Raw genomic sequence first — 25,050 nt, forward strand, 5'->3', positions numbered from 1 at the left:
CCACCGCCCTTTTCCCCTCCCTCTCCTCCCCCCCCCCCCCCCCCCTCCCCGCCCCCCCCCCCCCCCCCCCCCCCCCCCCCCTTCCCCCCCCACCCCCCCCCCCCCCCCCCCCCCCCCTCGGCCCGTCGGTCACATGGAGGGTTCGGCCCCCGGTGCCGGGCCGGCCGCCTTGGGCTCGCGACGCAGCAGGGCCCGCAGCCTCTTCTCGATCGGGTACTCGTACAGCCGGTACAGGCCCCAGGAGAGCAGCACGCTGACCACCAGGCCGGCCAGCGCGTACGGCAGGTGCGCCCAGGTCGGCTGCGGGAAGTCGTAGAGCGACTGCCGCCCGAACGCGTGCTTGGCCATGGGGAAGAGCACCAGGAAGTGGATGAGGTAGAAGGCATAGGACCACTGGCCGAGCGCCACCAGCGGGCGGGAGCTCAGCACGCTGCGCCGGCCGGCCAGGTCGTTGGTCGCCGCCGCCGCGATGAGCAGCGCGAACACCACGATGCTGCCCCGGTTGGCGGCCTCGGCCAGCGCGGTCGGCCAGACGCCCGACAGCGACCAGGCCCACAGGGCCGCGAAGTAGCCGAGCGTGACGGCGGTCGCCGTGCGCAGTCCCACCGGGCAGCGCCAGCCCCGGCGCACCGCGGCGGCGATCACGATGCCCAGCACGAACTCGCTGACCCGCGAGATCGGCGAGTGGGTGGCGAAGTAGTAGAGGTCGGAGGTGAACCAGTTCTCCCCCGTGAGCTGCGGGTTGGCCAGCCAGAGCCACACGCGCACGCCGATGCTGATCGCGATGAGCGCGGCGGCGATCATCACCATCTGGCGCAGCGTGCGCCGCACGATCGGGCGTACCACGAAGGGGAAGACCGCGTAGAAGAACGCCTCGCACGACAACGACCAGGAGACGGTGTGCGGCACGGCGTCGCTCTGGAACGACGACGGGAACCAGGCCTGCACCATGAGCAGCGTCGCGACCGTCCACCACACCAGTGCGGTGCCGCCCTCGGTGGCCCACATCTGGCCGCCGACGAGCAGCGCGACCGCGGCGGCGGTGGTGATGAGCAGCGACGGCCAGATCCTGGCGAAGCGGCGCCAGTAGAACTTCGGCGCGGTGTCGTTGTCGAAGAACGTCCAGGTCAGGACGTATCCGGACAGGACAAAGAAGAACGTCACCCCGGCCGTGCCGAGGATGAACAGGTCGTTGACGTAGGGCAGGGGCAGCAGGATCGCGACGTGGCTGAAGAACACGCCGAACGCGGCGAACCATCGCAGCCCGGTCAGCGATTCCAGCCGCGTCCTCGGCGGCCCTTCGATCGTGGCCGCAGAGGACCTGGTCAGCGCCGATGTCATGACGCCGTCTCCTTTCCCGCGAGGCCGGCCTGGGCGCGGCGCTCGTCGATCAGTGCCGCCTGTTCACGGACGGTCGCGTGACGCAGCAGGTCGGGCAGCTCCACCTCGACGCCGAACGCCACCTCGTAGCGCAGGCTCAGCCGGGCCAGGGTGAGCGAGTGGCCGCCGAGGTCGAGGAATCCGTCGGAGGCGCCGATCTCCTCCACACCGAGCAGCTCGCGCCAGATGCCGGCGACCTCCTCCTCGGTGCCGCCCGCGATCGGCACGTGACCGCCCTCGTCGCCGGGCGCCTCGGGGCTGGGCAGCTCCTCGTGGGCGACGTCGCCCGCGGCGGTCCTGGGCAGGGCGTCCAGGACGGTGACGGAGGCGGGCACCTGGTACTCGGGCAGGTGGGCGGTGAGCGTCCTCGGGTCGATGTCCTGCCCGGCGACGTAGGCGGCGAGCCGCTCGTGGCGCACGTCCACGGCGGCCTCGACGACGCCGGGCCGGTCGGCCAGCGAGCGGGCCACCTCGTCGGTGTCCACCCGGAACCCGCCGACGGTGAAGATCCGGTCGAAGCGGCCGAGCAGCTCCACCGAGCCGTCGGCCAGGGTCCGGCCGCGGTCGCCGGTGGCGGTGCCGCCGATGTGGATCTCGCCGGGGACGCCGACCGCGGCGGGCCGTCCCGCGCGGTCGGTGACCTCGATCGCGACACCGGCCAGCGGTTCCCCGAGGGGCACGCCCCTGCGGGGCTCGGCGAGCGGGTCGACGCGGTGGGCCGCGGCCCAGCGCTCGCCGTACAGGGTCCAGGTGGGGACCCTGGCGGCCAGGTCCCTGGCGAGGCCCGGGGGGGTGGCGGCGTCGCACAGCGCGGTGAACGGGCGGTCCCGGGGCAGGCCGTCGCGCTCCAGGAGCGTCCGCCAGACGGACGGCGGGGCGTGCACGACGGTGGCGTCCCCGGCGAGGGCCGCCGGCCGCCCGGCGTCGCGGGCGGCCTCGGGCGGCCCGACCAGCAGGTGCGCGCCGTGCCGCAGGGCCAGCAGCGCGGCCTGGCCGAAGGCGTCCGAGGAGGGCGGGGCGAAGGTGAGCACGGTGTCGGCGGCGCCCAGGCCGATCCGCGAGGCCAGGTCCGCGATCCGCGCGGCGCCCCCGGGGACGGCCGCGGAGGGGCCGGCCTTGAGGCGGGCGTACCACCAGACCACGGGGTCGGGGCTGTCGGCCGACGGCGGTTCGGCGCCCATGCGCACGGCGGGCGCCAGGGCCTCGGCGCGCGCGTCGAGCTCGGCGTACGTCAGGGTGCCCTGCGGTGAGGTGACGGCGGGCGCGTCCGGCGCGAGCCGTACCCGCTCGGCCAGGACGGCGGTGTCCCCCTCGGCGCCGCCGTCCCGCGGGACGGGCAGGCGCGGCGCGGCGGGCAGGGGGAGGTCGATGACGGGCCGGTCGGGGTGGGTGCAGGCCTCGGTGACCAGGAGGGTGAACTGCTCGGCGATCACCTCGATCGAGGCGGGGTCGAACAGGTCGTCGTTGTAGCCCCACAGGCCCGCCATGCCGTCACCGTCGACGCTGAAGTCGACCATGAGGTCGAAGTGCGACACCTCGACGTCGGGCACGAACTCCGAGGCGCGCACGCCCGGCAGGTTCAGGAAGACGCCGTCGTTGTCGCGCACCCCGAGCCCGGCCTGGAACAGCGGCGTGTGGCTCTGCGGCCGCTGCGGGTGCAGCTCGCGGACGAGCTCCTCGAACGGCATCTCCTCGTGGTCGTGCCCCTCGACGGAGGCGTGGCGCACGCGGCGCAGCAGCTCGCGGAAGGTGGGCTCGCCGCGCAGGTCGAGGCGGAGGCAGATGATGTTGATGAAGCAGCCGACGAGCTCCTCCAGCTCGGGCCGGATGCGGCCCGCGGCGGGGACGGCGGTGACGATGTCGGCCTGGTCGGCGTAGCGCGACAGCAGCACGCCGTAGGCGGCCAGCAGCACGGTGAACGGGGTGGTGCCCTCGTCGCGCGCCACGGCGCGCACGGCCGCGACGACGTCGCCGGGCAGCCGGGAGCGGTGGAAGCGGCCCGCGCGGCTCCGGTGGGGCGGGCGGGGCCGGTCGGAGGGCAGGTCGAGCAGGCGGGGCACGCCGTCGAGGGTGCGGCGCCAGTAGTCGACCAGGCGGGAGCGCACCTGCTCGGTGCGGAGCCGCTCACGCTGCCAGACGGAGAAGTCGGTGTACTGCAGGGCCGGCTCGGGCGGGCTCGCCGACCCCGTGTAGAGGGCCTCGACCTCGCGTCCGACGATGCCGAAGGACGGGTCGTCGAAGACGATGTGGTGGAAGGTCAGCACGAGGACGTGGTCGTCGGCTCCCAGGCGGAGCAGCAGGGCCCGGTAGAGGGGCCCGTGGCGCAGGTCGAACGGCGCCAGGATGTCGTCGGCGGCCATCCGCGCGGCCTCGGCCTCGGGGTCGGGCTCGCCCGCCAGGTCGACGGAGCGCAGCACGGTGGCGGGCGCGTCGCCGACGCGCTGCACGGGCATTCCGTCGATCTCCTCGACGGTGGAGCGGAGGACCTCGTGGCGCCTGATCACCTCGCACAGCGCCCGGTCGAGGGCTCCGGCGTCAAGGGGCCCGCGCAGGCGCAACGTGGCGGGCACGTGGTAGAACCCGAATCCCGGGTTGAACTTCTCTCCGAACCAGATGCGCTCCTGGGTGGAGGAGACCGGTACCCCCGAGCCGGGAACGTCGTGTCGCGGGATGCGGTCCCGCTCCCGCCGGCGGCGGGCGATCAGGTCGTGCACATTGTCCGCGCTCTTGGAAATCGTCATCGTCTTTTCCTCACGTCTGTGGGGTGCAGCGTGAATGCATAATTTTGCGTCAGGATATGTCCGAATAAGCGAAGGCATTTGCCCTCTATTGCGCGAAGGCGGCGAAACAGATATGGAGCTGCGAGGTGTGACGGCGCTGGTCTCCGGGGCCGGCGGAGGGCTGGGCGCGGCGACCGCGCGCGAGCTGGCGGAGGCCGGGGCGCACGTGGTCGTGGCCGACCTCGACGCCCGTACGGGCGAGAAGGTGGCCGCCGAGACGGGCGGCACGTTCGTGGAGACCGACGTGACCCGGGCGGAGTCCGTGGAGCACGCCGTGCGGGTCGCCGCGGAGGTCGCCGGACCGCTGCGCGTGGCGGTGAGCTGCGCGGGGATCGCGCCCGCCGCCCGCACGGTCGGCCTGGACGGCAGCCCGCACGACCTGGAGACCTTCGAGCGCGCACTGGCCGTCAACGTGGTCGGCACGTTCAACGTGATGCGCCTGGCCGCCGCCGCGATGGCCGCGACCGAGCCGCTGGAGGACGGCGAGCGGGGCGTGGTCGTCAACACCTCCTCGGCCGCCGCCGACGACGGCCAGGCCGGTCAGGTCGCCTACGCCGCCTCCAAGGGCGCGGTCGCGGCGCTGACCCTGCCGGCCGCCCGCGACCTCGCCTCGATCGGCGTGCGGGTGTGCGCGCTCTCGCCCGGCCTGTTCGACACCCCGCTGTTCGCGGCCATCCCGCCGGAGTTCCGCCGCCCGCTGGTGCGGCAGATCGTCTTTCCGCCCCGCCTCGGGGCGCCCGGCGAGTTCGCGCGAGCCGTCCGCGCCGTGTGCGAGCTGGGCTATCTCAACGCGGCGGTCGTCCGGCTGGACGGCGGCCTCCGCCTGCCGAGAACGTGAAAGAACCGCGGAACGTTTGAGGGCGGAGGATCCGAGCAGAACACCGGATCCATGAACGCCCGGGCATCTCGCCGGCGGGATGCGAGGTAGCGTTCCCGTACGTTTCCAAGGTCACCGATCGAGGGAGAGGAAGAAATGCTCACCCCACCCGACGGAATGCCGAGAATCACCCCGGTCCTGTTCTACGCCGACCTCGACAAGGCCATCGAATGGCTCATCGAGGCGTACGGATTCGAGAAGCGCAAGGTGCTGAACGACGACGACGGGAACATCGTGCACGCCGAGCTGTCGTTCGGCGAGGGCGTCGTGCAGCTCGCCGGGACCGGCGACGGCCGCAAGCACGAGCCGCAGGGCGAGGGCGAGCTGCGCCAGAGCCTGTACGTGTTCGTCGACGACGTGGACGAGCACTACGAGCGCGCCAAGGCGGCCGGAGCGGTGATCCGCGACAAGCCCGACACGCGCTTCTACGGGGACCGCAACTACACCACCGAGGACATCGAGGGTCACCACTGGGTCTTCGCGCGCCGGGTGGAGGAGATCCCGTACGAAGAGATCGACACGCCGTGAGCGCCGTCGAGCAGGTCAGGGAGCTGTACGAGCGCTACCCCTGCCCCTCGCTGACCGTCGGCGACGACCTGATCCTCGACCTGGCGCTCGGCATCGGCATGGTCGTCAAGGACAAGACCCTGGCGGGCAGGCGGGTGCTGGACGCCGGGTGCGGCACCGGCCACCAGCTGCTCGGCCTCGCCTCGCAGTACCCGCAGGCGAGCTTCACCGGGATGGACCTGTCGCGGTCGTCGCTCGGCGTGGCCGCGGAGCTGCGCGACCGCAACCGGCTGACCAACGTGGAGCTGGTGCAGGGCGCCATCGGCGGCGACGGGTTCGAGGGCCCCTACGACCTGATCGTGATGACCGGGGTGCTGCACTGCCTCGACGACCCCCGCGCCGGCCTGGCCTGGCTGGCCGAACGGCTGGCACCCGGCGGGCTGATGTACCTGTGGCTGTTCCACAGTTTCGGCGAGCACCAGCGGCTGATCGACCGCGAGCTGGTGCGGCTGCTGTCGGGCGGCGACACCGGCGAGGAGGGCCTGTCGGTGGTGCACCGGCTGGGCTTCGGCCGGTCGGCGGGCCGCTACGGCACGCACTCGTCGGCCACCGGGGACCCGCGCGACCAGGACGTGCTGGACGCCGACGCCTACCTGCACCCGGTCATGCGCACCCACCGCTTCGGTGACGCGGCCCGGCTGTTCGAGGGCCTCGACGGGATCGGCTGGGTCGCGCTGAACGGCGTCAACTGGGACGGGGGCGGCAAGATCCTGGACCTGGGCCGCCGCCACCCCTCCTCCCCGGTGTTCCTGTCGGACGCCGACCTGTTCGACGACGAGGAGCTGCTGGCGCGCTACGCCGCGCTGCCCGTCGCCGAGCGGGCCGCGGTGATGGAACTGCGGCTGGCGCCGACCGGCTTCACCGTCGTGGCCGGGACCCCGGACGCGGAAGGGCTGTGCGAGCCCAGGATCGCGGGCAACGTCCTGCTGCGGAACGGTACGGCCGCGCCCGGCGGGACCGGCGGCTGACCGGCGCGCGTCCGGGCCGGTCCGCACGGGCCGGTCCGGACACGCCGGCCGGACCGTGATCCCCCTCCGGCCTCGATCCCCCGGACGGTGATCGCACGGGGGATAGGGAGACCGCTGACCGGAAGCCGGCGGATCGCCGGCGTGGGTGACATGGAACCGGCCGGGATCGGACCTGTCCGGTGGTCCCGGCCGGCGGCGAAGATCTTGCTCACGGGAACGCCGGGCACCGGCAGGTCCGCGGCGTCAAAGAACGGTCTTCGGACCCGGGCCTCCCGGGCCCGGCCCGGCGCCGGTCATCCGGGGCTTCCCGCGCCGGGCCGGCAGGGGAAGGGCGGCGATCTGCACGAGGGCGGCGACGAAGAAGGCCCCGAGCAGGACGAGGCGCCCTTGGGCGAAGGGGATGAAGGCGGCGATCGCCTGGGGCACCACGTGCTCGTTCGCCTCGGCGGAGGCGGTGGGAAGGCGCCTGTGCACATCGCGGACGGCGAAGAAGCCGACGACGACCACAACGAGCCCGAACGGCAGCGGAAACCACGTCAGCTTGCCCATGACGGTCGATGATCGCATGTGGTGATCGGTTCGACCCTGGCCCGGTGCTCCGCGCACCGGGCGGAACCGCTCCACGTCCGCCGTTCGGCCCCTCCCGCCGCGATGCCCGCGACGTGGGCATCGCGGACATCGCGGACAGGACGAGGAGGACTCTCCGTACGGGCACGGGTCTGCCTGCCGGTCAGGCGAGCAGCTCCGAGAGGCTGGCGTCCGGGTCGGCCACCGCGCGGGTGAGCAGCGCGGCCACCCTGGCGAGGCGGTCCTCGGCCTCCTTGCGGTCCCACAGCTCGATCGCGTACTCCAGGTCGAGCACGACCTGCTCCCCGGCCATGCCGGCGTACATCTCCAGCTCGTAGCGGTTGGCCCTGGTGTGCACGTAGTCGAACCCGACCTCGCACCCGGCCAGGTCCGGGACCGCGGGCCCGTCGCCCGCCCAGTCGGAGGTCACCTGGAACAGCGGCATCCTGCGCGGGTCGGGGTGGATCCTCAGTGCCCGCACCACCTCGTTGAACGGGGTGCTCTGGTGCGCGTACGCCTCCAGCACGGTCCTGCGCACCCGCCCGGTCAGCTCGGCGAAGGTGGGGTCGCCACCGCAGTCCAGGCGCAGCGCCACCATGTTGACGAAGCAGCCGACCACGCCCTCCAGGCCGGGCAGCGGCCGGTTGTCCACGGTGGTGCCGATGACCACGTCGTGCTGGCCGCTCCACTGCGCCAGCATCGCCGCGAACGCCGCCGTCACCAGCATGTAGGGGGTGGCCCTGCTCTGCCGTGCCAGCGCGAGCAGCCGCCGCGACTCGGCGGGCGGCAGGCGGTGGGCGATCATCTCGGTGTCGCGGCTCTCGCGACGCCCCTCCCGCGTCCTGGGCAGGACCAGCTCGGGCGCGCCGCGCAGCCGCTCCCGCCAGAACCGTTCCGACGCCGCGGCCTCCGGACCGCCGAGCCAGGCCTGCTCCCAGGCCACGTAGTCGGCGAAGCGCAGGTGCGGCGCGGCGGGCGCGGCCTCCCGGTCGGAGTACAGGCGGCCCAGCTCGCCCACGAGCAGGCCGATCGACACGCCGTCGGTGACCAGGTGGTGCTGGACGAGGGCGAGGACGTGGTCGTCGTCGCCGAGCCGGTAGAGGGTGGCGCGCACCAGCGGCGCGACGGACAGGTCGAAGCCGGCGTCGGCGTCGCGCGCTGCGCGGCGGGCCGCCTCCTGCGCGCGGTCGTCCTCGGGCAGGCCGGTGAGGTCCTCGACGGGAAGCTCGACGCGTACGCCGGGGTCGAAGCGCAGCACCGGCACGTCGCCCACGAGCGCCACCCGGGCCCGGAGGTTGTCGTGCCGGGCGACCAGGGCGTCGAACGCGCCGCGCAGGGCGTCCACGTCGAGCGGGCCGCGCACCCGGTAGGTGACGGCGGCGATGAAGTCCCGGGCGTCACCGCCCGCGAGCTGCTCGTTGATCCAGATCTGCAGCTGCGCGGTGGACAGCGCGCAGGTGACCGGATCCCCGTCCCTGCCGCTCTCATCCCTGCCGCTCTCATCGCTGCCGTCGACGGCGTCGCTGCCGGCGCCCGCCCTGCCGCCCTCCCCGTCCCGCCGGGCCCGCCCGGCCTCCCCGGAGACGCGGGCGTGCCCGGCGGCGGCGAGGGTGTGCTCCAGCGCGGGATGCTTGGCGGCCATGTAGTCGGCCAGGTCGGCGGGCGTGCAGTGTTCGAACAGGGCCATCAGCGGGACGCGCACGGCGAGCACGGAGGCGATCTCGCGCACCAGCCGGGCCGCCAGCATCGAGTGGCCGCCCAGGGCGAAGAAGTCGTCGTCCGGCTCCACCTCGTCGAGGTTCATGACACGCGCCCAGATGACGCAGAGCGCCGCCTCCAGGGCGGGCAGCTCGGCCCGCTCCTCGCGCTCCCCCGCGTCGGGCAGCAGGGCGGTCTCGACCCGTCCGTCCTCACCGCGCGGGATCCGGTCCACCGGTACGACGACCGCGGGCACCATGTACTGCGGCAGCCGCTCGGCCAGGGTGGCGCGCAGCGCCTCGGGCCGCGGCTCGTCGGCGACGGCGTAGGCGACCAGCTCGCGCCCGGCGCCGCCCTCGACCGCCACGACGGCGGCGTCGCGTACGGCCGGATGGGCGCGCAGGACCTCCTCGACGTCCTCCAGCTGCACCTGGAAGGAGCCGAGGCCGACGAGCCGGTCCTCGCGCCCGCGCTCGACCACCCGCCCGTCGGGCCTGCGGGTGGCCAGGCGGCCGGTCGGGCCCGCGGTCCCGGCGTGGCGGACCAGCTGGCCGACGGCACCGGCGGGAAGCACGTTGCCGTCGTGGTCGACCACGGTCACGTCGCCCTGGGTGAGGGTGGCCAGTTCCTCCGGGGAGATCATCGGGATCTCCGCCAGGGTCAGGGAGGGGTCGTCGGCGACCGCCCGCAGCACCCGGTCGTAGTGGCGCATCACGCGGGCGATCGTGGCCTCGTCGAACAGGGCGTCGTCGTACTCGACGAAGAAGTCGACCCGGTCGCCGCGCCGCACGGCCTCCACCGCGACGTCGAACCGGGACCGGCCGCGCGTCACCTCGGCCTCGGTGGCGGGCACGCCGCCGATGGAGCGCTCGGCCGCGCCGGCGTCCCACATGGTGAAGACGACCTGCACCAGAGGGGTGTGCCCGGCGTCGCGCTCGGGCTGCAGGAACTCCACGAGCTTCTCGAACGGCACGTACTGGTGGTCGAAGGCGTCGAAGGCCGCCTCGCTGGCCGCGTCGGCCAGCTCGGTGAAGGGAAGGTCGCCCGCGGGGCGCAGCCGTACGGGCACGATGTTGGCGAAGAAGCCGAGGGCGCGGTCGAACTCGCGCCCGGGACGGCCGGGCGCGCCGGTGCCCAGCACCATGTCGCCGCGGCCGGTGTAGCGGTAGAGGGTCGCGGCGAAGGCCGCCAGCAGCACGGTGAAGAGGGTGCCGCCGACCCGCTCGGCGACCTCGCCGAGCGGGCCGGTCAGCTCGGGCGCGAGCGGGAAGCGCTCGCGCCTGCCGACGCTGCTCCGCCGCCTCGGCCGGGGCCGGTCGGCGGGCAGTTCCAATATGGTGGGCGCGCCGTCGAGGGCCTCGCGCCAGTGGTCGACGTCGGCGGCCAGGCGCCCGCCGGCGAACTGGGCGCGCTGCCAGCGGGCGAAGTCGCCGTACTGGGCGGGTGGCTCGCCCAGCGGGTCGCCGCGTGAGCCCTCCCCCGCGTCACCCGTCGTGCCCTCCGCCGCGCCACCCGTCGTGTCACCTGTTGCGTCACCCGCCGTGTCGCCGCGCGCGGGCCCCGGTGGACCGGCGGGCTCGCTCCGGTAGGCGACGTCCAGCTCCTCCAGCAGCAGGTTCATCGAGAACCCGTCGCTGATGATGTGGTGCACGCCCAGGACGAGCGCCTGCCGGCCGGAGCCCAGCGTGACGAGCGAGACGCGCAGCAGCGGGCCCGCGGCCAGGTCGTAGGGGGCCTCGGCGACCTCGCGGGCGTACTCCGTCAGCGCCTGCTCGCCGCCGACGGAGGCCTCCCGCAGCACCGGCCCCTCCTCCCGGACCGCCTGGACCGGGTCGGTGCCCTGGTAGACGAAGGTGGTGCGCAGCACGTCGTGCCGCGCCACCACCCGTTCCAGTGCCCGCGCGAGCCTGCCGGCGTCGAGCGTCCCGTCCAGCACCAGCACCTTCAGCTCGTTGTACGAGCCGTTGCCCGGGTCGTCCTGCTCGACGAACCAGAGCTGCTCCTGCAGGTAGGACAGCGGGGCCGTGCGCACGGGCAGGCCGGTCACGACGACGCCTCCGTCCTCCTGGCGATCACCCAGAGGAAGCGCGACTCCCCCAACGGTGTGCGCTGCGCCACGACCTCGTCGCGCTCGGGGACCAGGCCCGCCTCGCGCAGCAGGCGCAGGTTCTCCTCGGTGGGGAAGCCGGAGAAGAACATGGTCGAGCCGAACCACTCCTCCACCGCGCCGGGGATGTCCTCGGTCATCAGCGTGGCCAGCAGCAGGCCGCCCGGCTTCAGCCAGCGGGCGATGCCGCCCAGCAGCGCGGGCAGTTCCTCGCGTGGCAGGTGGGTGAGGGTGTAGATGGACACCACGGCGTCGAAGGAGGCCTCGGGGAACTCCGCCTCGGCCATGTCGGCCTGGACGAGCGTCGCGCCGGGCAGGGTCTTCTCGGCGAGCTTGAGCTGCTCGGCGGAGATGTCGACGGCGGTGAGGGCGTGCGCCTCGGCCACCAGGCGCGACGACTCGTGGCCGCCTCCGACGCCCAGTTCCAGCACGGAGGCGCCCCGCTCGGGGAGCATCCCCAGCAGGGTGTTCGTCCACGTCATGCGGGGGGCGTCGGAGAACTCCGACTGGAAGGAGGCGTAGCGGCCGGCGATGTCGTCCCAGCCCTCGCGGACGATGTCCTTGATGTCGGAGCGGACCTCGGAGTCGACGGCGTCCGCGACCCCGGCGACGGTGGGCCGGTCGAAGAAGTCGGCGACCGGCACCTCGATGCCGAAGGTGGTGCGCACCCGGCCGAGGAGCTGGATGACCTGGATGCTGGTGCCGCCCAGCTCGAAGAAGTGGTCGTGCGGGCCGATGGAGTCCACCCCCAGCAGCGGGCGCACGATCTCCTCGGCGACCCTGCGCCTGGTCGGCGTCCACTCGGCCCCGTCGGCCCCGTCGGCCCCCTCGGTCGTGCCGGGATCGGCCTGGCCCGGGGTGCCGGTCGTCGTCCCGGCGCGTTCCGTCCTGACCTCGGCCAGGGCGTCGCGGTCGACCTTCCCGGCCGGGGTGAGCGGGATCTCGGGGACGGGGACGAACTCGTTGGGCACCAGCGGGGCCGTCAGCCACCGGGCCGCGGTCTCGCGCAGCTCGGTCACCGAGGGCGGCTCGTCGGCGGTGGGCACGACGTAGGCGATCAGGCGGGCGTCGCCGTCGTCGCGCGCCTCCGTCTCGACCATCGCGTGCGCGATCTCGGGATGCCGGCAGAGGGTCGACTCGATCTCCTCCAGCTCGACGCGGACGCCGCGGACCTTGACCTGCCGGTCGGCCCGCCCGACGAAGACCAGCTCGCCCTCGGGCGTCCAGCGCACCAGGTCGCCGGTGCGGTAGAGCCGCTCGCCGGGCGTGGCGGCGAAGGGGTCGGGCACGAAGGAGAGCGCGCTCGTGCCGGGCCGGGCCAGGTAGCCGCGCCCGAGCCCGGGGCCGCCGACGTAGAGCTCGCCGACCGTGCCGATCGGGACGGGACGCATCGCCTCGTCCAGCGCGTACGCCCGGTGGTTGGGCATCGCGCGGCCGATGGGCGGCGAGGTCTCCCAGGTGCCCTCGCAGTCGTGGGTGATGACGCCGACGGTGGTCTCGGTGGGCCCGTAGCTGTTGACGAACCTGCGCCCGGAGGCCCAGCGGGTGGTGAACTCCCCCGAGTAGCTCTCGCCGCCGACGGCGACGACCCGCAGGTCGGGGAAGTCCCCGGGCTCCAGCAGCCGCAGCATGCCCGGGGTGCCCATGTAGACGGAGATCCGCCGCTCGCGCAGCAGGTCGCGGAAGCGCTCGGACGAGGTGCGGGTCTCGGTGGAGGCGACGTGCAGGGAGGCTCCCGACAGCAGCGCCCCGAAGGCGTCGAAGGTGGAGACGTCAAAGGCGATCGAGGAGAACTGCACGAAGCGGTCGCGCGGCGAGAGCCCGTACAGGTGCTGGGCGCCGCGGACGAACGCGGTGACCGCGCGGTGCTCGATGAGGACGCCCTTGGGCGCCCCGGTGCTGCCGGAGGTGTACATGACGTAGGCGAGGTTGGCCGGGTGCAGCGGCACCCCGGGGTCGCTCTCGTCGCCTCCCGGGTGGCGGTCGACGTTGACCACGGACCACGGGCCCGGCGGCACGTCGGCCTCGGTGGTGGAATCGGCCAGCACCACCGAGGTGCCGGAGTCGCGCAGGATCGCCTCCAGCCGCTCGGGCGGGTTGCCCTCGTCGACCGGGACGTACGCGCCGCCCGCGGCGAGCGTGCCGAACATGGACACGATCATGCTCGCCGAACGGCGCTGGTAGATGGCGCAGCGGTCCTCGCGGCGCAGGCCGAGGCCGAGCAGGTGCCCGGCCAGGCGGTTGGCCGCGCGGCGGACCTCGTCGTAGGTGAGGGTCGTGCCCTCCTCGTCCGTCAGCGCCGTGACAGCGGGCGACCTGGCGACCTGGGCGGCGAACCGTTCGACGACGGTCGCCGGCTCGTGAGCCAGCTCGGTGCGGTTCCACTCCTCGACGACCAGGCGCGCGTCGTGCTCCTGGATCGTGTCCATCGGCTCCTCCTTAAAGGGCCCGTTCTCCGGGACCGTTCGTCGGTGCTCTGGCGGGTCAGGACCGCTCGCCGTCCGCGCCGTCCATCCACCGGCGCAGGCTCAAAGGACGCATGTCCGTCCAGACCTCCTCGATGTGGGCCAGGCACTCCTCGCGGGTGCCACTGTGGCCGACGCTCCGCCAGCCCTCGGGAATGTCACGATCGGCCCACCAGATGGAGTACTGCTCCTCGTGATTGCACACCACCGTGTACTCGGCGGCCTCGGCGGCCTCGACGGCCTCGACGGTCTCGGTGGCCTCGGCGGACCCCGTGGACGTGGTCATCGGAATCTCCTTCGCTTCATTCGTCATTCACGTGTCGCCCTACGAACAATGCCATGGTCGAGCAGAAGCCATTTAACGTACTTTTCGCGGAATGTTAGGGTTTTGAAGGGGAGCTATGTGTGGAATTACCGGCGTATCCGTTCTCGATGGAGCCGCCGCACGGGCGGCGTTCGACGGGCTCGTCACCCTGCAGCACCGCGGCCAGGAGTCGTGGGGGGTCGCGGTGGCCGGGCCGGGGGGCGTGCGGGTCCGGCGGGCGCTCGGGTTCGCCTCCCGCTCGGACTGCGGTGACCTCCCCGGCCGGCCCGCGGGGGGTGTGGCCGTCGCCCACACCCGCTACTCCACCACCGGCGCCACGCTGCTGGAGAACTCCCAGCCCTTCGTCCACGAGGCGGAGCACATCGCGCTGGCCCACAACGGCGACCTCACCAACGCCGCCGCGCTGCGCGTCCTGCTCGGCCGCGAGGGGTACGCGTTCCGGTCGACCAGCGACTCCGAGGTCATCCTCGCCCTGCTCGCCGGCGCGGGCCCCCGCGAGGACGGGATCGCAGCCGCGGAGGGGGCCGGGGGTGTCGGGACCGGGGCGCCCGGGTCGCCCGGCCGGGTCGTGGCCGCGGTGACGCGGGCCGTGCGGGTGCTGCGGGGCGGGTACGCGGTGGTCTGCGCCGCGGGCGACCGCCTGCTCGCCTTCCGGGACCCGCACGGCCTGCGCCCGCTGGTGGCGGGGTTCGCCCCGGGCAGGGCCGCGGTCGCCTCGGAGACCTGCGCGCTCGACGCGCTCGGCTGCTCCGAGCAGCGGGAGGTGGAGCCCGGCGAGCTGCTGATCCTGCGCGACGGCCGCCTGGAGGGGGCCTACCGCGTGTCCGAGCCGGCCCCGCGCGCCTCCTGCGTGTTCGAGCACCTCTACCTGACCAGGCAGGACTCCCGGATCGGCGGGGTGCGGACCGGCGCGACGCGGGTGGCGTTCGGGGAGCGGCTGGCGACGGAGTCGCCCGTGGACGCCGACCTGGTCGTGGCCGTCCCCGCCTCGGGCGTGCCGGCCGCCCGGGGGTACGCCCGCGCGGCCGGGCTGCCGCTGGCCGGGACGCTGGTCCGCAACGAGCAGGTGGGCAGGACGTTCATCGAGCCCGACCGGGGACGGCGCGAGCGCAAGCTGCGGAACAAGTTCTCCATCGGCTCGCCGGTGGACGGGGCCCGGGTCGTCGTGGTGGACGACTCGATCGTGCGCGGGTCCACCATGCGGCGCATCGTCACCCTGCTGCGCGAGTCCGGGGCGAGCGAGGTGCACGTGCGCATCGCCGCCCCGCCGCTGGTCGCGCCCTGCCACTACGGGGTGGACATCGTCGACACGGGCGAGCTGGTGGCGGCCGGGCGCGAGGTGGAGGAGGTGTGCCGGATCATCGGCGCGACGAGCCTGGCGCACCTGTCGGTGACGGGCATGCGGCAGACGGTCGGGAGCGTCGCGGGCGAGGGCCTGTGCGAGGGGTGCATCACCGGCGAGTACCCGACCCCGGTGGGCGGGGCGCGCGACAAGTTGAGGCTCGTACCCGCACAGGCCCCGCGGCACGCGACGCCTCCGGGCGCCCTGCACCCCCGTTGACGGTGATCAGAGCCGCGCCTAGCCTCCGCCAGATGAGACCACTGACAGGATCCGACCGCTACGACGACGACGGCGGATGCGACGCCAGGTACACCAGGACCGCCTGCCTGTGGGGCCGCAGGCCCGACCGGATCTCCGACGCGCTGGGGGACGCGCTCGGCCTGCCCGGGGCGCCCGACGACGTCGGCCCGCCACCGGGACCACCCGGCCCGGACGCGCCGGCCGTGCTCGACCTGGGGTGCGGCGAGGGACGCAACGCGGTACGGCTCGCCCAGCGGGGCGCGCGGGTGCTGGCCATGGACATGTCGGCCGCCGCGCTGGAGAACGGCGCGCGCGCCTGGGGCGACGCCGGCGGGATCGAGTGGCGCCGGGGCGACGCGCGCGCCACCCCCCTCGATCCCGCCTCGTTCGACGGGGTGCTGGTGTGCAGCGTCCTGCACTGGCTCCAGGACGAGGAACAGGTCGCCGACGTCATCGCCAGGGTGCAGGCCGCGACCAGGCCCGGAGGGGTCAACGCGCTGCTGATGTTCAACCGCGGCCACGCCTACCGGCCTCCCGCCGGCGAGATGCGCATGCCGGTCCTGCTGGGCCACGACTGGTACCTCGCCCGGTACGCCGGGTGGACCGTGCTGGAGGCCACCGACACCGACTCCACCCACACCCACAAGGGCCACGAGGAGCCGCACACCCACGCGGTGACCAGGCTGCTGGCCCGCAAGGAGGCGAGCACATGAGGCCGCTGGCGAACGGGCACCCGGTGAGCCCGCCCGCGGGCCGTCCGGGAGCCGCGGAACCGGCGCACCCCCTGGAGTGGCCGGTCTACGACGACGGCGTGGCGGCCCGGGTCACCGAGCTGATCACGCGGGGACGCACGTTCGACTACGACTACGGCTCCGAGCTGGCCGAGCTGGAGCGGTCGTTCGCCGAGCGGCACGGCCGCGCCCACGCGCTGGCGCTCACCTCGGGGACCGCGGGGCTGCTGGCCGCCTACTTCGCGCTGGGCGTCGGCCCCGGCGACGAGGTGATCGTCCCGGACCTCACGTTCTTCAGCACGGCCTCGCCGCTGTTCCTGCTGGGCGCGGTGCCGGTGCTGTGCGACGCGGGCGACGCCAGCGGCAACGTGGACCCCGCCGCGGTGGAGGCGCTGGTCGGCCCGCGCACGGTCGCGATCGCCGTCACCCACCTGTGGGGGCACAGCTGCGACATGGACGCGCTGCGCGCGGTGGCGTCCCGGCACGGGCTGGCCCTGGTCGAGGACTGCTCGCACGCCCACGGCTCCACCTTCCGCTCCCGGCCCGTCGGCTCCATGGGCGACATCGCGGTCTTCAGCGTGGGCGGCAGGAAGCTGGTCTCCGGGGGCATGGGCGGCATGCTGCTGACCGACTCCGAGGACGTCTTCGCCCGCGCCTGCCTGCTGACGAACTTCCGCCACCGCACCGACCTGACCATCGACGCGGCCCGCTACGAGCCGTTCCTGCTGACCGGCCTCGGCGGCAACTTCCGCATCTCCACGCCCGGCGCCGTGCTGGCCCAGAGCCATCTCGACCGCCTGGACGAGCTGGTGGAGCGCAGGGTGACCAACATGTCGGCCCTGTCGGCGGGACTCGGCAGGCTGCCGGGCGTGCGCCCCTCCCCCGTCGCCGAGGGCGTCACGATGGGCGCGTGGTACGACGGTGTCGTCGAGGTGACGCCGGAGTGCCCGTTCAGCCGGGACGAGCTGGTGGCGGCCGGGCAGGCGCGCGGCCTGAAGGTGCGCGCGCCGGCCACCAGGCCGCTGCACGTCTTCCCGCTCTTCCAGGGCACCGCGCCGGACTGGTCGCCACAGGTCGCCGCCGCGGTCCGGGCGGCGGCCGCGGTGAACGACCGCCCGTTCCCGCGGTCGGCGGAATTGTTCGCCCGCTGGATGAAATTGCCGGTGAACTTTCTCTGGGAGGAGAACTCGCCGCTGGTGGGCGCGTATCTGGACGCGTTCGACGACGCATTCTCGATGGCACGTACCGCGTAACGTCGTTTCTGTTTCCAGCGTCGATTCCGGAGTAATCCCATGAGCCGACAAGCGTTTCCCGTCGTCCACGCCGTCGCCCCCGTCAGCCTGGAGAGCTGGTTCGGTCACTTCGTCGAACTCGGACCGCAGGACCGGATCGTCTTCACCGGTGAGGACGCCCGCGTGGACATGGCCCCGCTGCTCGACGCGATCGGCGGGGCCCCGCGGGCGAGCGTGATCTTCCATTCCAGTCACACGACGCTCGGCCGCGACCAGCTGCTGGCGTTCCGGCTGCGCGAGCTGGGCCACCACGCCGAGTGCCAGTCGCGGCTGTGCGCCTCGCTGGGCAGCGACAAGATCCTGATGAAGGAGTTCTTCGACCGCTACCGCCTGGTCTCCCCGCCCTGGGCGCGGGCCGGCGAGACGCCGCCGGAGCCGTACCCGGGTGCCCGGGTGGTGGTCAAGGACCGGCACGGCACGCAGAGCGTCGGCACCCGGCTGGCCCGCGCGGGCGAGTGCCGGCTGGCCCCCAACGAGCTGGGCGAGCTGTACGTCGACGGCGTCGAGTACTCGGTGCTGGTCTACCGCGACGAGCACGGCACGGCGACGTTCCCCCCGGTGTGGAAGGGGCCGACCAGCCCGGAGCTGGTGCCGCCCTGGCGGCGGCTGCGGCTGTGCCCCGATCCGGGGCTCGGCGGCACGTGGGAGCGCAAGCTGCGGGCGGTCGGCAAGCGGCTGGCCGACCTGGCCGAGGCGCACGGGTACCTGGAGGTGGAGTTCCTGCTGACCCGGCACGGCGAGGTGCAGTTGCTGGAGATCAACCCCCGGATCTCGGGCACCATGCGGCTGGCCGCGATGGCCACCCGGCTGCCGATCTTCTCCCTGCACGCCCGGCCCGAGCTGCGCGACCACCTGCGGGCCGTCCGCTTCAGCGGCGAGGTGCCCTACGCCGGCGCCCCGATCACCGACGCCGACGCCGAGGTCTTCGCCACGTCCCGGCTCACCGTCGCCGGGGAGAGTCCCGAGGCGGTCCGCGCCAAGCTGCGCGAGCTGGGCGCGGAGCCGGCACTGCCCCGCGCCTCCTGAGGCCGGTCTGGGCGGCGGGGTGCGTCCCGTCGCTCAGGCGGGCCACGCCACCGGACGGGCCGCGCACTCAGGCGAGCATCATCGAGCGGGCACCGTCAGGCGGGCCGCACCATCTTCGCCTCCCCGGTGTCCACGGGCCCCGCGTTCCCCGCGCTCCCCCCGGGCCCTCCCCCGGGCGCCTCGCGGTCGCGCCGCGCGTCCCACCGGTCCAGCAGCCCCAGCAGGGGCGCGGTCGCGGCCGTGGAGACCAGCGCGACGATCACCAGCATCGTGAACAGCGCCTGGGTGATGATGCCGAGGCTCAGCCCGATGCTCAGGATCACCAGCTCGGTCACCCCCCGGCAGTTCATCAGCACCCCGAGCCGCAGGGCCTCCCGCCCCGGTACGCCCATCGGCCTGGCGATGACCAGCACGCCGCCGACCTTGCCCGCCACGGCGACCACCAGGATCAGCAGGCACCAGCTCCACATCGTCAGGTCCCGGCTCAGCAGCCCGATCTGGGTGTTGAGCCCGACGAAGGCGAAGAACGGCGGCAGCAGGAAGGACGTGGTGAAGTCCTGCGTGCGCTCGCGGACCCGCCGCAGCCGCACGTCCCCGTCCCGGGGGAAGAGCGCGCCGAACAGGAACGCCCCGAAGATCAGGTGGATGCCGATCAGCTCGGTCAGCAGGCCGGAGACGAGCAGGCCCACGATGACGATGGGCAGCGTCGCCTCCTGGGAGAGGCCCCGGCGCAGCAGCCGGGCCAGCAGCGGCCGTACCACCCCGGCCATGACGGCGGCGAAGGCGACGGTGAGGCCGAACGTGCGCAGCGCCTCGGCGGGCGAGGAGCCCTTGGCCATGGTCACCGCCACGGCCAGCAGCAGCCAGGCGGTCACGTCGGCGATGGCGGCGCAGGTGACGGTCAGCGCCCCGGTCGGGGTGTGGAAGAGGTCGCGCTCCAGCAGGATCCTGGCGAGCACGGGGAAGGCCGTGACGCTCAGCGCGGCCCCGATGAACAACGCGAAGACCGGGAAGCCGACCGGAGCGGTCGCCAGCGGCACGTAGATCAGCAGTGCCAGCGCGACCCCGAGCGCGAACGGGATCGCCACGCTCGCCTGCCCGCACAGCACCGCGATCCGGCCCCGCCCGCGCAGCAGGTCCCCGCGCAGCTCCATCCCGACCAGGAACATGAAGAAGGCCAGCCCGAACTGGGCCAGCAGGTTCAGGTACGGCATGACGGCGCTGGGGAAGAGCATGGCGTGCGCCCCGGGCCAGACCGCGCCGAGCAGCGACGGCCCGAGCACGATGCCCGCGGCCATCTCCCCGATCACCCGGGGCTGGCCGAGCCTGCGGAACACCGCGCCGCCCAGATGGGCCATCGCGACGACCACGGTGATGGACAGCAGCAGCAGGGGCGTGGCCGGGACCTGCTCCGGCCGTCCCGCCTTCACCGAGGGGACGGGGACCGGGCCGGTGGCCGTGCCCGGGTCGAGGCCCAGCATCAGAAGCGCCAGCGCGGCGGGCAGCACGACCGCGAATCCGTACGCGGTCAGGGTGCGGCGCAGTGTGCGCGCTCCCACCGCCCGGAAGCTGCGATTAGTCATGGACCGATTCCATTCCGTAGGACTGAATAGCAGGGACGGCGTATATCACAGAACAAAAAATTTGCCAATACTGATCGGCGAATCAGCTGATCAACGGCCTGCTCCCGCCATTCCTTTGTACCTTGGGACGACGATCCGAAAATTACTCATGATCAAGAGTGCGCTTTTGAAAACGGCGGGTAAGGTACCGGCCTGACTCACTCCAAGTGCACAGAAATCCGGAGGAACAGTCGCATGCAGGTGCTCTCCCCCCACCGAGAGGCGAACCGTAACGCTCCGCCCTCCTGTAACGACAGAAAGCCCGTCCCCAGCCCCCGCCCTCCTTCCCCGCAGGGCTCCAAGCTGGCTCTGGACGCGTCCGCGAAGCCGAGGCGGACAGGCCTGCAGCTCCCGTCGAGCCTTCCCTTCGACACGTGGCGGCGCATCGGGCACCAGATCTCCCTCATCGCCGACTCCTCCTCCTGGTGGCTCGGTGACTGGCTGGTCTACGGCGAGAACGAATACACCGACCGCTACAAGAGGGCCGTGGAGGAGAGTTCCCTGGACATTCAGACCCTGCGCAACTACGCCTGGGTCGCGCGGCGATTCCCGGTATCCCGCCGGCGGGATAAACTCAGCCTTCAGCACCACGCGGAAGTGGCGGCCCTTCCCGAGCACGAGCAATCGCTGTGGCTCGACCGCGCGGAGCGTTTCAACTGGTCCAGGAATCGTCTGCGCAGCCAGATCAAGGCGCACCGTGCCGCCGCCCTCGCGGCGTCGGGCCGGGCCGCCGAGGCCGCCAAGGCCGCCAAGGAGAAGGCCGTCATCCACATCGACGTCCCGGTCGACCAGGAACAGTGCTGGCGTGACGCCGCCCGCCGGATGAACCGCAGCGTGGAGGAGTGGGCCAGGCTCGTCCTCAACCAGGTCGCCACCGGCCAGATCCCCGCGCGCGGGATCCTCGAGGCCAAGGCCGGCTGAACGGAGGAGCAGGTGGCCGCCGTCCACACGTTGTTCGAAGAACGGGCGGTGCGAGCCCCCAACGGGACGGCCCTGGTCTCCGGGGCCGTCCGCCTGACCTACCGGGAGCTCGACGCCCGCGCCAACGGCCTCGCCCGGTCGCTCCTGCGGCGCGGCGTCGGCCCCGAGACCCTGGTCCCCCTGCGACTGGACCGCTCCCCCGATCTGCTCGTCGCGCTGCTGGCCGTCTTCAAGGCCGGCGGCGCGGCGGTGCTCCTCGATCCCGCCTGGCCCGAGGACCGCGTCGCCGCGGTCCTCGACGGCTGTCCCGTGGTGATCGACGGTCCCTGTGGCGCCGAGCCCTCCGCGGAGGGCCCCGGCGTCCCGGTGCACGAGGACCAGCTGGCGTACGCGGTGCACACCTCCGGGTCGACGGGCCGCCCCAAGCTCGTCGGGGTGACCCACCGGGCGATCGTCCACCGGGTCGCCACCCACGCCGAGGCGTACCGCATCACCCCCGCCGACCGGTCCAGCTGGCTGGCTCCCCCGGCCTCGTCGGTGTCGGTGGTGGAGCTGTGGCCCTACCTGTGCTCCGGCGCGAGCGTGCACGTCGCCGACGCGGCGACCGCGGGCTCGCCGCCCGAGCTGCGCGACTGGATGGTGGCCTCGGGCATCACCCGCGCGTACGTGAACATGCCGCTGGCGGAGCTGCTGTACGGCCTGCCGTGGCCCGGGCGGACGGCGCTGCGGCTCATGACGGTCGGCAGCGACGCGGTGCGCGTGTGGCCCTCGCCGGACCTGCCGTTCGAGGTCGCGGTGGAGTACGGCTCCGCCGAGGCCAACGGTGTGACGAGCTGCCTGGTCCCGCTGGAGGACCGCTGCACCTCGGTCACGGCCGGCGAGGCCGACAGGCGCGCCCGTCCCCCCATCGGGCGGCCCTGGCCGGACGTCGGCGCCGGCGTGCTGACCGCGGGGCTGGAACCGGTCGCCCGGGGAGAGGTCGGCGAGCTGTTCGTCTCCGGGCCCGAGCTGGCCCGGGGCTACCTGGGCGAGCCGGCCCGCACCGCCGAGCGCTTCCTGCCCGACCCCTCGGGCGGGGGCGGCCGCGTCTACCGGACCGGGGACCTGGTGCGCGAGCGGCCGGACGGGCGGCTGGAGCACCACGGCCGCGTCGACCAGCAGGTCAAGATCCGCGGCCACCGGGTGGAACCGGCGGAGGTGGAGGCGGTGCTGCTGGACCATCCGTCGGTGCGCGAGTGCGTGGTGAAGGGCGTGCCGGGCCCGGGCGGCGACCTGAGGCTCTGCGCCTACGTCGTGCACGACACCGCGCTCCCCCGCGACCGCGACCCGGGGAGCACCGGGAGCCCGGGGGGCCCGCGGAGCTCGCGGAGCTCGGGGGGCGGGGAGCTGCGCGCGTTCGCCGCCGCCAGGCTGCCCGGCCCGATGGTGCCGACCGTGTGGGTGCCGATGGAGCGGCTGCCGCTGAACTCCAGCAACAAGGTGGACCGTCTCGCGCTGCCCGCACCCACCTGGGGCGGCGAGCACCGGCCGGACTCGGACACCGGGCGGGACGCGGACACCGGCGCGGGCCGGACGGCCGGGCAGGACCCCGGCGGGACGGGCGGCCGGGACGCGGGCCAGGCGGACGGGGCGCACTCGGACGCGGCGGCCGGTGAGGGTGCCGACCCGGTGACCGCGGGGGTGCTGGAGCTGTGGGAGCAGGAGCTCGGCGCGCCCGGCGCGCTGGGCGACCACTTCATCCGCTCCGGCGGCGACTCCCTGGCGGCCACCCGTCTCGTCGACCGGATCGGGAGCCGCTACGGCGTGCGGATCCGGCTGCGCGACTTCCTGAAGGCGCCGACACCAGAGACCCTCATCCGGAACATCAGGGCGGAAGGAAGTACGAGATGACCGAGAGGAAGCGGAGGAAGAGCCGCCCCACCTGGCTGCTGCGCACCCCCGACCCCGAGGCGCGGGCCCGGCTGTGGTGCCTGCCGTACCCGGGGGCGGGGGCGTCGATGTACCACGGGTGGCCGTCCGAGGTGGACGGGATCGAGCTGTGCCCGGTGCAGCTGCCCGGCCGGGAGAACCGGCTGCGCGAGCCGTTGTTCGACAGTTACGCCTCCGTCGCGGCCCAGATGCTGGAAGGGCTGGAGCCCTACCTGGACCGGCCGTTCGGGTTCATCAGCCACTGCGGCACGGTCTTCATCGGCTACGAGGCGACGCTGCTGCTCATGGAGCGCGGCGGGCCGCTGCCCGGCCACCTGTTCGCCTCCTCGATGGTCCCGCCGCACCGGGCGTCGTGGCCGAGCATCCTCAAGCTGGACGAGGAGCAGGTGGGCGCGCTGGTGTCGGACCTGATGCGGGCCCGCGGCGCCGAGCCGCTGCCCGAGCTGGTGGAGATGGCCGCGGGCGTCATGCGCGCGGACGTGGCCGCCTACGGCCGCTTCGACAAGACCGACCCGGTGGAGCTGCCCTGCCCGATCACCGCCATCGGCTGGTCGGGCGACACCCAGATCCCCCCGGAGCAGATGGGCGGCTGGGAGTCCTACGGCGAGACCCGCTACACCGTGCTGGACGGCGGGCACTGGAGCTATCTCCAGGCGCCCGCCGCCCTGCTGGACGAGATCGCGCGGAGCATGTCCGCGCGGATCCCGGGGTGACCTCAGTCCTTCACGTCGTCGTCCTCGTGCCCGCCGGGCCTCGTCCCGGCGGGCTTCTCCGCGGGCTTCTCCGCGGGCTCGGGGACGTCGTCCTGGAGCATCTCGGCGTCCTCCAGCCTGCGCAGGTTCGGCACCGGCGACAGGAACAGCAGGATGATCCAGGGCAGCAGGAACGCGGCCCCGGCGTAGATCGCGGGCTTGACCCCGATCAGCTCGCCCAGCACGCCGGCCAGCATCGCGGCCAGCGGCAGGATGCCGAGGTAGACCGCGCGGCTCGCGCCGATGACCCGGCCCCGCAGGTGGTTGGGGATGACGTACTGGAAGAGGGTGAGCTGGCCGATGTTGCCGGCCACCACGCCGAACACCGTGACGAACCAGATCACCGAGAACAGGATGATCTGCAGCCACTGCGGGCCGGCCACGAACGGCGTGAGGCACAGCACCCGGAAGGCGATCAGGGCGGTCATGATGCCGCGCCCGTAGCCGACCTTCTCGAACAGCTTGCTCGCGAAGACCGCGCCGACGACGCCGCCGATGCTGCCGACGGCGTAGATGAAGCCGATCCAGGTGCCCGACATGCCGAGCTCCCTGGAGGCGTACAGGATGAACAGGGTCAGGATCATCATCGACCCGAAGTTCGCCCCGGCGGAGTTGAGGATCAGCGGCCGCGCGTAGTCGTTGCGGTAGGTGACCCTCAGGCCGTGCTTGATGTCGTGCAGCATCGCCGCGACGGCGCCTCGCCCGCCGTTGTCCTGGCGCTCGACGGGCGGCTCGACGTGGCGGATGCGCGAGAGCGCGAAGGCGGAGACGAGGAAGGAGATCGCGTCTCCGAGCATCACGTACGCCGGCCGGAACAGGTCGATGAGCACGCCACCGGCGCTGGAGCCCGCGATGGCGCCCACCGACTCGGTCGCCGCCATCCGGCTGTTGCCGTCGACGAGCTGCTCCTCGCTCAGCAGGGTCGGCATGTAGGCGGCGTAGGCGATCTCGAAGACCACCGAGAGCCCGCCGACCACGACGGCGACCACGTAGAGCACCCACATGTCCATGAACCCGACGAAGGCCGCGATCGGGATCAGGGCCACCACCAGGGCGCGGCCGATGTCGGAGCCCACCATCAGGGGTCTGCGGCGGTAGCGGTCGATGAGCACACCGGCGATCAGCGTGAGCAGGAGCGCGGCGATCGTGCGCATGGTGTTGAGGAGGCCGACCTCGAAGGAACTGGCCTGCAGCATGAGGATCGCGGTCAGCGGAAGCGCCAGGGTCGTCAGCTCGGAGCCGAGGACCGAGATCGACTGACCGGCCCAGAGCCGGTTGAAGTCGGGGTTCCGCCAGAGAGAGGGCGGCTTTTCCTCCGGCGCCCTGACTTCCGTTCTCTGAGTGTCCATAAGATCGTTCCGTCCTTGTCGGGTTTCACCTCTGGTTGACTGAGATAGGGATTTTGTTAAGGGTGATGATATGCGAAATCACTCGAGAGGCACACTGGAAAACAAACATCGG

At 73.2% G+C, this 25,050-nt stretch carries 18 protein-coding genes; 10 read left to right on the top strand and 8 right to left on the bottom strand.

What is annotated here, in order from left to right:
* Window positions 1-129 precede the first annotated feature (129 nt).
* Both ACZ6RT_RS36100 and ACZ6RT_RS36105 read right to left on the bottom strand, forming a co-directional pair.
* Window positions 130-1,341, bottom strand: coding sequence for an acyltransferase family protein (locus ACZ6RT_RS36100; RefSeq protein ID WP_470158502.1), 1,212 nt, complete (start codon window positions 1,339-1,341; stop codon window positions 130-132).
* A complete protein-coding gene (locus tag ACZ6RT_RS36105; RefSeq protein WP_470158504.1) occupies window positions 1,338-4,121 on the bottom strand; it encodes a condensation domain-containing protein in 2,784 nt (927 codons plus the stop codon). The genes ACZ6RT_RS36100 and ACZ6RT_RS36105 overlap by 4 nt, the downstream gene beginning before the upstream one ends.
* Before the next feature lie 112 nt (window positions 4,122-4,233).
* Here ACZ6RT_RS36105 and ACZ6RT_RS36110 point away from each other — a divergent pair, with 112 nt between their 5' ends.
* The 3 genes from ACZ6RT_RS36110 (at window position 4,234) to ACZ6RT_RS36120 (ending at window position 6,572) form a co-directional block, all read left to right on the top strand.
* Window positions 4,234-4,998 carry an SDR family NAD(P)-dependent oxidoreductase gene (locus ACZ6RT_RS36110; RefSeq protein WP_399197151.1) on the top strand — a complete coding sequence of 255 codons (765 nt, stop codon included), beginning with the start codon at window positions 4,234-4,236 and terminating at the stop codon, window positions 4,996-4,998.
* Window positions 4,999-5,133: 135 nt separating this feature from the next.
* A complete protein-coding gene (locus ACZ6RT_RS36115; RefSeq protein WP_399197150.1) occupies window positions 5,134-5,565 on the top strand; it encodes a VOC family protein in 432 nt (143 codons plus the stop codon).
* Window positions 5,562-6,572: a class I SAM-dependent methyltransferase gene (locus ACZ6RT_RS36120; protein ID WP_399197148.1), complete on the top strand. Its 1,011-nt coding sequence runs from the start codon at window positions 5,562-5,564 to the stop codon at window positions 6,570-6,572. The genes ACZ6RT_RS36115 and ACZ6RT_RS36120 overlap by 4 nt, the downstream gene beginning before the upstream one ends.
* Before the next feature lie 243 nt (window positions 6,573-6,815).
* Here the strand turns inward: ACZ6RT_RS36120 and ACZ6RT_RS36125 are convergent, their stop codons facing one another.
* The 4 genes from ACZ6RT_RS36125 to ACZ6RT_RS36140 form a co-directional block, all read right to left on the bottom strand.
* Window positions 6,816-7,121 (bottom strand): hypothetical protein, encoded by a 306-nt coding sequence (locus ACZ6RT_RS36125; protein WP_470158506.1) that lies wholly within the window; start codon window positions 7,119-7,121, stop codon window positions 6,816-6,818.
* Window positions 7,122-7,302: 181 nt separating this feature from the next.
* Window positions 7,303-10,884 carry a condensation domain-containing protein gene (locus ACZ6RT_RS36130; protein ID WP_470158508.1) on the bottom strand — a complete coding sequence of 1,194 codons (3,582 nt, stop codon included), beginning with the start codon at window positions 10,882-10,884 and terminating at the stop codon, window positions 7,303-7,305.
* On the bottom strand, window positions 10,881-13,373 hold the full coding sequence (locus ACZ6RT_RS36135; RefSeq protein WP_470158510.1) for a non-ribosomal peptide synthetase: 2,493 nt from the start codon (window positions 13,371-13,373) through the stop codon (window positions 10,881-10,883). Before ACZ6RT_RS36135 ends, ACZ6RT_RS36130 begins: the two co-directional genes overlap by 4 nt.
* Before the next feature lie 55 nt (window positions 13,374-13,428).
* Window positions 13,429-13,695, bottom strand: a complete 267-nt coding sequence (locus tag ACZ6RT_RS36140) for an MbtH family protein (protein WP_470158511.1) — start codon at window positions 13,693-13,695, stop codon at window positions 13,429-13,431.
* Between the two features lie 115 nt (window positions 13,696-13,810).
* Here ACZ6RT_RS36140 and purF point away from each other — a divergent pair, with 115 nt between their 5' ends.
* The 4 genes from purF to ACZ6RT_RS36160 are packed head-to-tail and all read left to right on the top strand — an operon-like array spanning window position 13,811 to window position 18,365.
* A complete protein-coding gene (gene purF / locus ACZ6RT_RS36145; RefSeq protein WP_470158512.1) occupies window positions 13,811-15,295 on the top strand; it encodes an amidophosphoribosyltransferase in 1,485 nt (494 codons plus the stop codon).
* A gap of 32 nt (window positions 15,296-15,327) precedes the next feature.
* Window positions 15,328-16,029 carry a class I SAM-dependent methyltransferase gene (locus ACZ6RT_RS36150; RefSeq protein ID WP_399197142.1) on the top strand — a complete coding sequence of 234 codons (702 nt, stop codon included), beginning with the start codon at window positions 15,328-15,330 and terminating at the stop codon, window positions 16,027-16,029.
* Complete coding sequence (locus ACZ6RT_RS36155; RefSeq protein ID WP_399197141.1) at window positions 16,026-17,300, top strand: DegT/DnrJ/EryC1/StrS family aminotransferase; 1,275 nt, start codon at window positions 16,026-16,028, stop codon at window positions 17,298-17,300. Before ACZ6RT_RS36150 ends, ACZ6RT_RS36155 begins: the two co-directional genes overlap by 4 nt.
* Window positions 17,301-17,339: 39 nt before the next feature.
* Complete coding sequence (locus ACZ6RT_RS36160; protein ID WP_399197140.1) at window positions 17,340-18,365, top strand: hypothetical protein; 1,026 nt, start codon at window positions 17,340-17,342, stop codon at window positions 18,363-18,365.
* Window positions 18,366-18,460: 95 nt separating this feature from the next.
* On the opposite strand, the gene ACZ6RT_RS36165 is transcribed toward ACZ6RT_RS36160, so the two are convergent.
* A complete protein-coding gene (locus ACZ6RT_RS36165; RefSeq protein ID WP_470158515.1) occupies window positions 18,461-19,948 on the bottom strand; it encodes a cation:proton antiporter domain-containing protein in 1,488 nt (495 codons plus the stop codon).
* Between the two features lie 240 nt (window positions 19,949-20,188).
* Here ACZ6RT_RS36165 and ACZ6RT_RS36170 point away from each other — a divergent pair, with 240 nt between their 5' ends.
* From ACZ6RT_RS36170 to ACZ6RT_RS36180, 3 genes are read left to right on the top strand one after another with little or no spacing between them, the layout of a single operon-like run.
* Window positions 20,189-20,908: an LmbU family transcriptional regulator gene (locus ACZ6RT_RS36170; protein ID WP_470158517.1), complete on the top strand. Its 720-nt coding sequence runs from the start codon at window positions 20,189-20,191 to the stop codon at window positions 20,906-20,908.
* A 12-nt stretch (window positions 20,909-20,920) separates the two neighbouring features.
* The gene (locus tag ACZ6RT_RS36175) at window positions 20,921-22,798 is read left to right on the top strand and encodes a non-ribosomal peptide synthetase (protein ID WP_470158519.1); all 1,878 of its coding nucleotides are present in this window, start codon (window positions 20,921-20,923) and stop codon (window positions 22,796-22,798) included.
* Window positions 22,795-23,550: a thioesterase II family protein gene (locus ACZ6RT_RS36180; RefSeq protein ID WP_344887722.1), complete on the top strand. Its 756-nt coding sequence runs from the start codon at window positions 22,795-22,797 to the stop codon at window positions 23,548-23,550. Before ACZ6RT_RS36175 ends, ACZ6RT_RS36180 begins: the two co-directional genes overlap by 4 nt.
* 2 nt (window positions 23,551-23,552) lie before the next feature.
* On the opposite strand, the gene ACZ6RT_RS36185 is transcribed toward ACZ6RT_RS36180, so the two are convergent.
* Window positions 23,553-24,938, bottom strand: coding sequence for an MFS transporter (locus tag ACZ6RT_RS36185; protein WP_470158521.1), 1,386 nt, complete (start codon window positions 24,936-24,938; stop codon window positions 23,553-23,555).
* Between the last annotated feature and the right edge of the window lie 112 nt (window positions 24,939-25,050).

The organism is Streptosporangium sp. NPDC050148, from assembly GCF_055586505.1.

Bases quoted from the DNA above. Each gene is read 5' to 3' on its own strand.
- ACZ6RT_RS36100 (WP_470158502.1), bottom strand. From the start codon at position 1,341: ATGACATCGGCGCTGACCAGGTCCTCTGCGGCCACGATCGAAGGGCCG.
- ACZ6RT_RS36105 (WP_470158504.1), bottom strand. From the start codon at position 4,121: ATGACGATTTCCAAGAGCGCGGACAATGTGCACGACCTGATCGCCCGC.
- ACZ6RT_RS36110 (WP_399197151.1), top strand. From the start codon at position 4,234: ATGGAGCTGCGAGGTGTGACGGCGCTGGTCTCCGGGGCCGGCGGAGGG.
- ACZ6RT_RS36115 (WP_399197150.1), top strand. From the start codon at position 5,134: ATGCTCACCCCACCCGACGGAATGCCGAGAATCACCCCGGTCCTGTTC.
- ACZ6RT_RS36125 (WP_470158506.1), bottom strand. From the start codon at position 7,121: ATGGGCAAGCTGACGTGGTTTCCGCTGCCGTTCGGGCTCGTTGTGGTC.
- ACZ6RT_RS36135 (WP_470158510.1), bottom strand. From the start codon at position 13,373: ATGGACACGATCCAGGAGCACGACGCGCGCCTGGTCGTCGAGGAGTGG.
- ACZ6RT_RS36140 (WP_470158511.1), bottom strand. From the start codon at position 13,695: ATGACCACGTCCACGGGGTCCGCCGAGGCCACCGAGACCGTCGAGGCC.
- purF (WP_470158512.1), top strand. From the start codon at position 13,811: ATGTGTGGAATTACCGGCGTATCCGTTCTCGATGGAGCCGCCGCACGG.
- ACZ6RT_RS36150 (WP_399197142.1), top strand. From the start codon at position 15,328: ATGAGACCACTGACAGGATCCGACCGCTACGACGACGACGGCGGATGC.
- ACZ6RT_RS36155 (WP_399197141.1), top strand. From the start codon at position 16,026: ATGAGGCCGCTGGCGAACGGGCACCCGGTGAGCCCGCCCGCGGGCCGT.
- ACZ6RT_RS36160 (WP_399197140.1), top strand. From the start codon at position 17,340: ATGAGCCGACAAGCGTTTCCCGTCGTCCACGCCGTCGCCCCCGTCAGC.
- ACZ6RT_RS36165 (WP_470158515.1), bottom strand. From the start codon at position 19,948: ATGACTAATCGCAGCTTCCGGGCGGTGGGAGCGCGCACACTGCGCCGC.
- ACZ6RT_RS36180 (WP_344887722.1), top strand. From the start codon at position 22,795: ATGACCGAGAGGAAGCGGAGGAAGAGCCGCCCCACCTGGCTGCTGCGC.
- ACZ6RT_RS36185 (WP_470158521.1), bottom strand. From the start codon at position 24,938: ATGGACACTCAGAGAACGGAAGTCAGGGCGCCGGAGGAAAAGCCGCCC.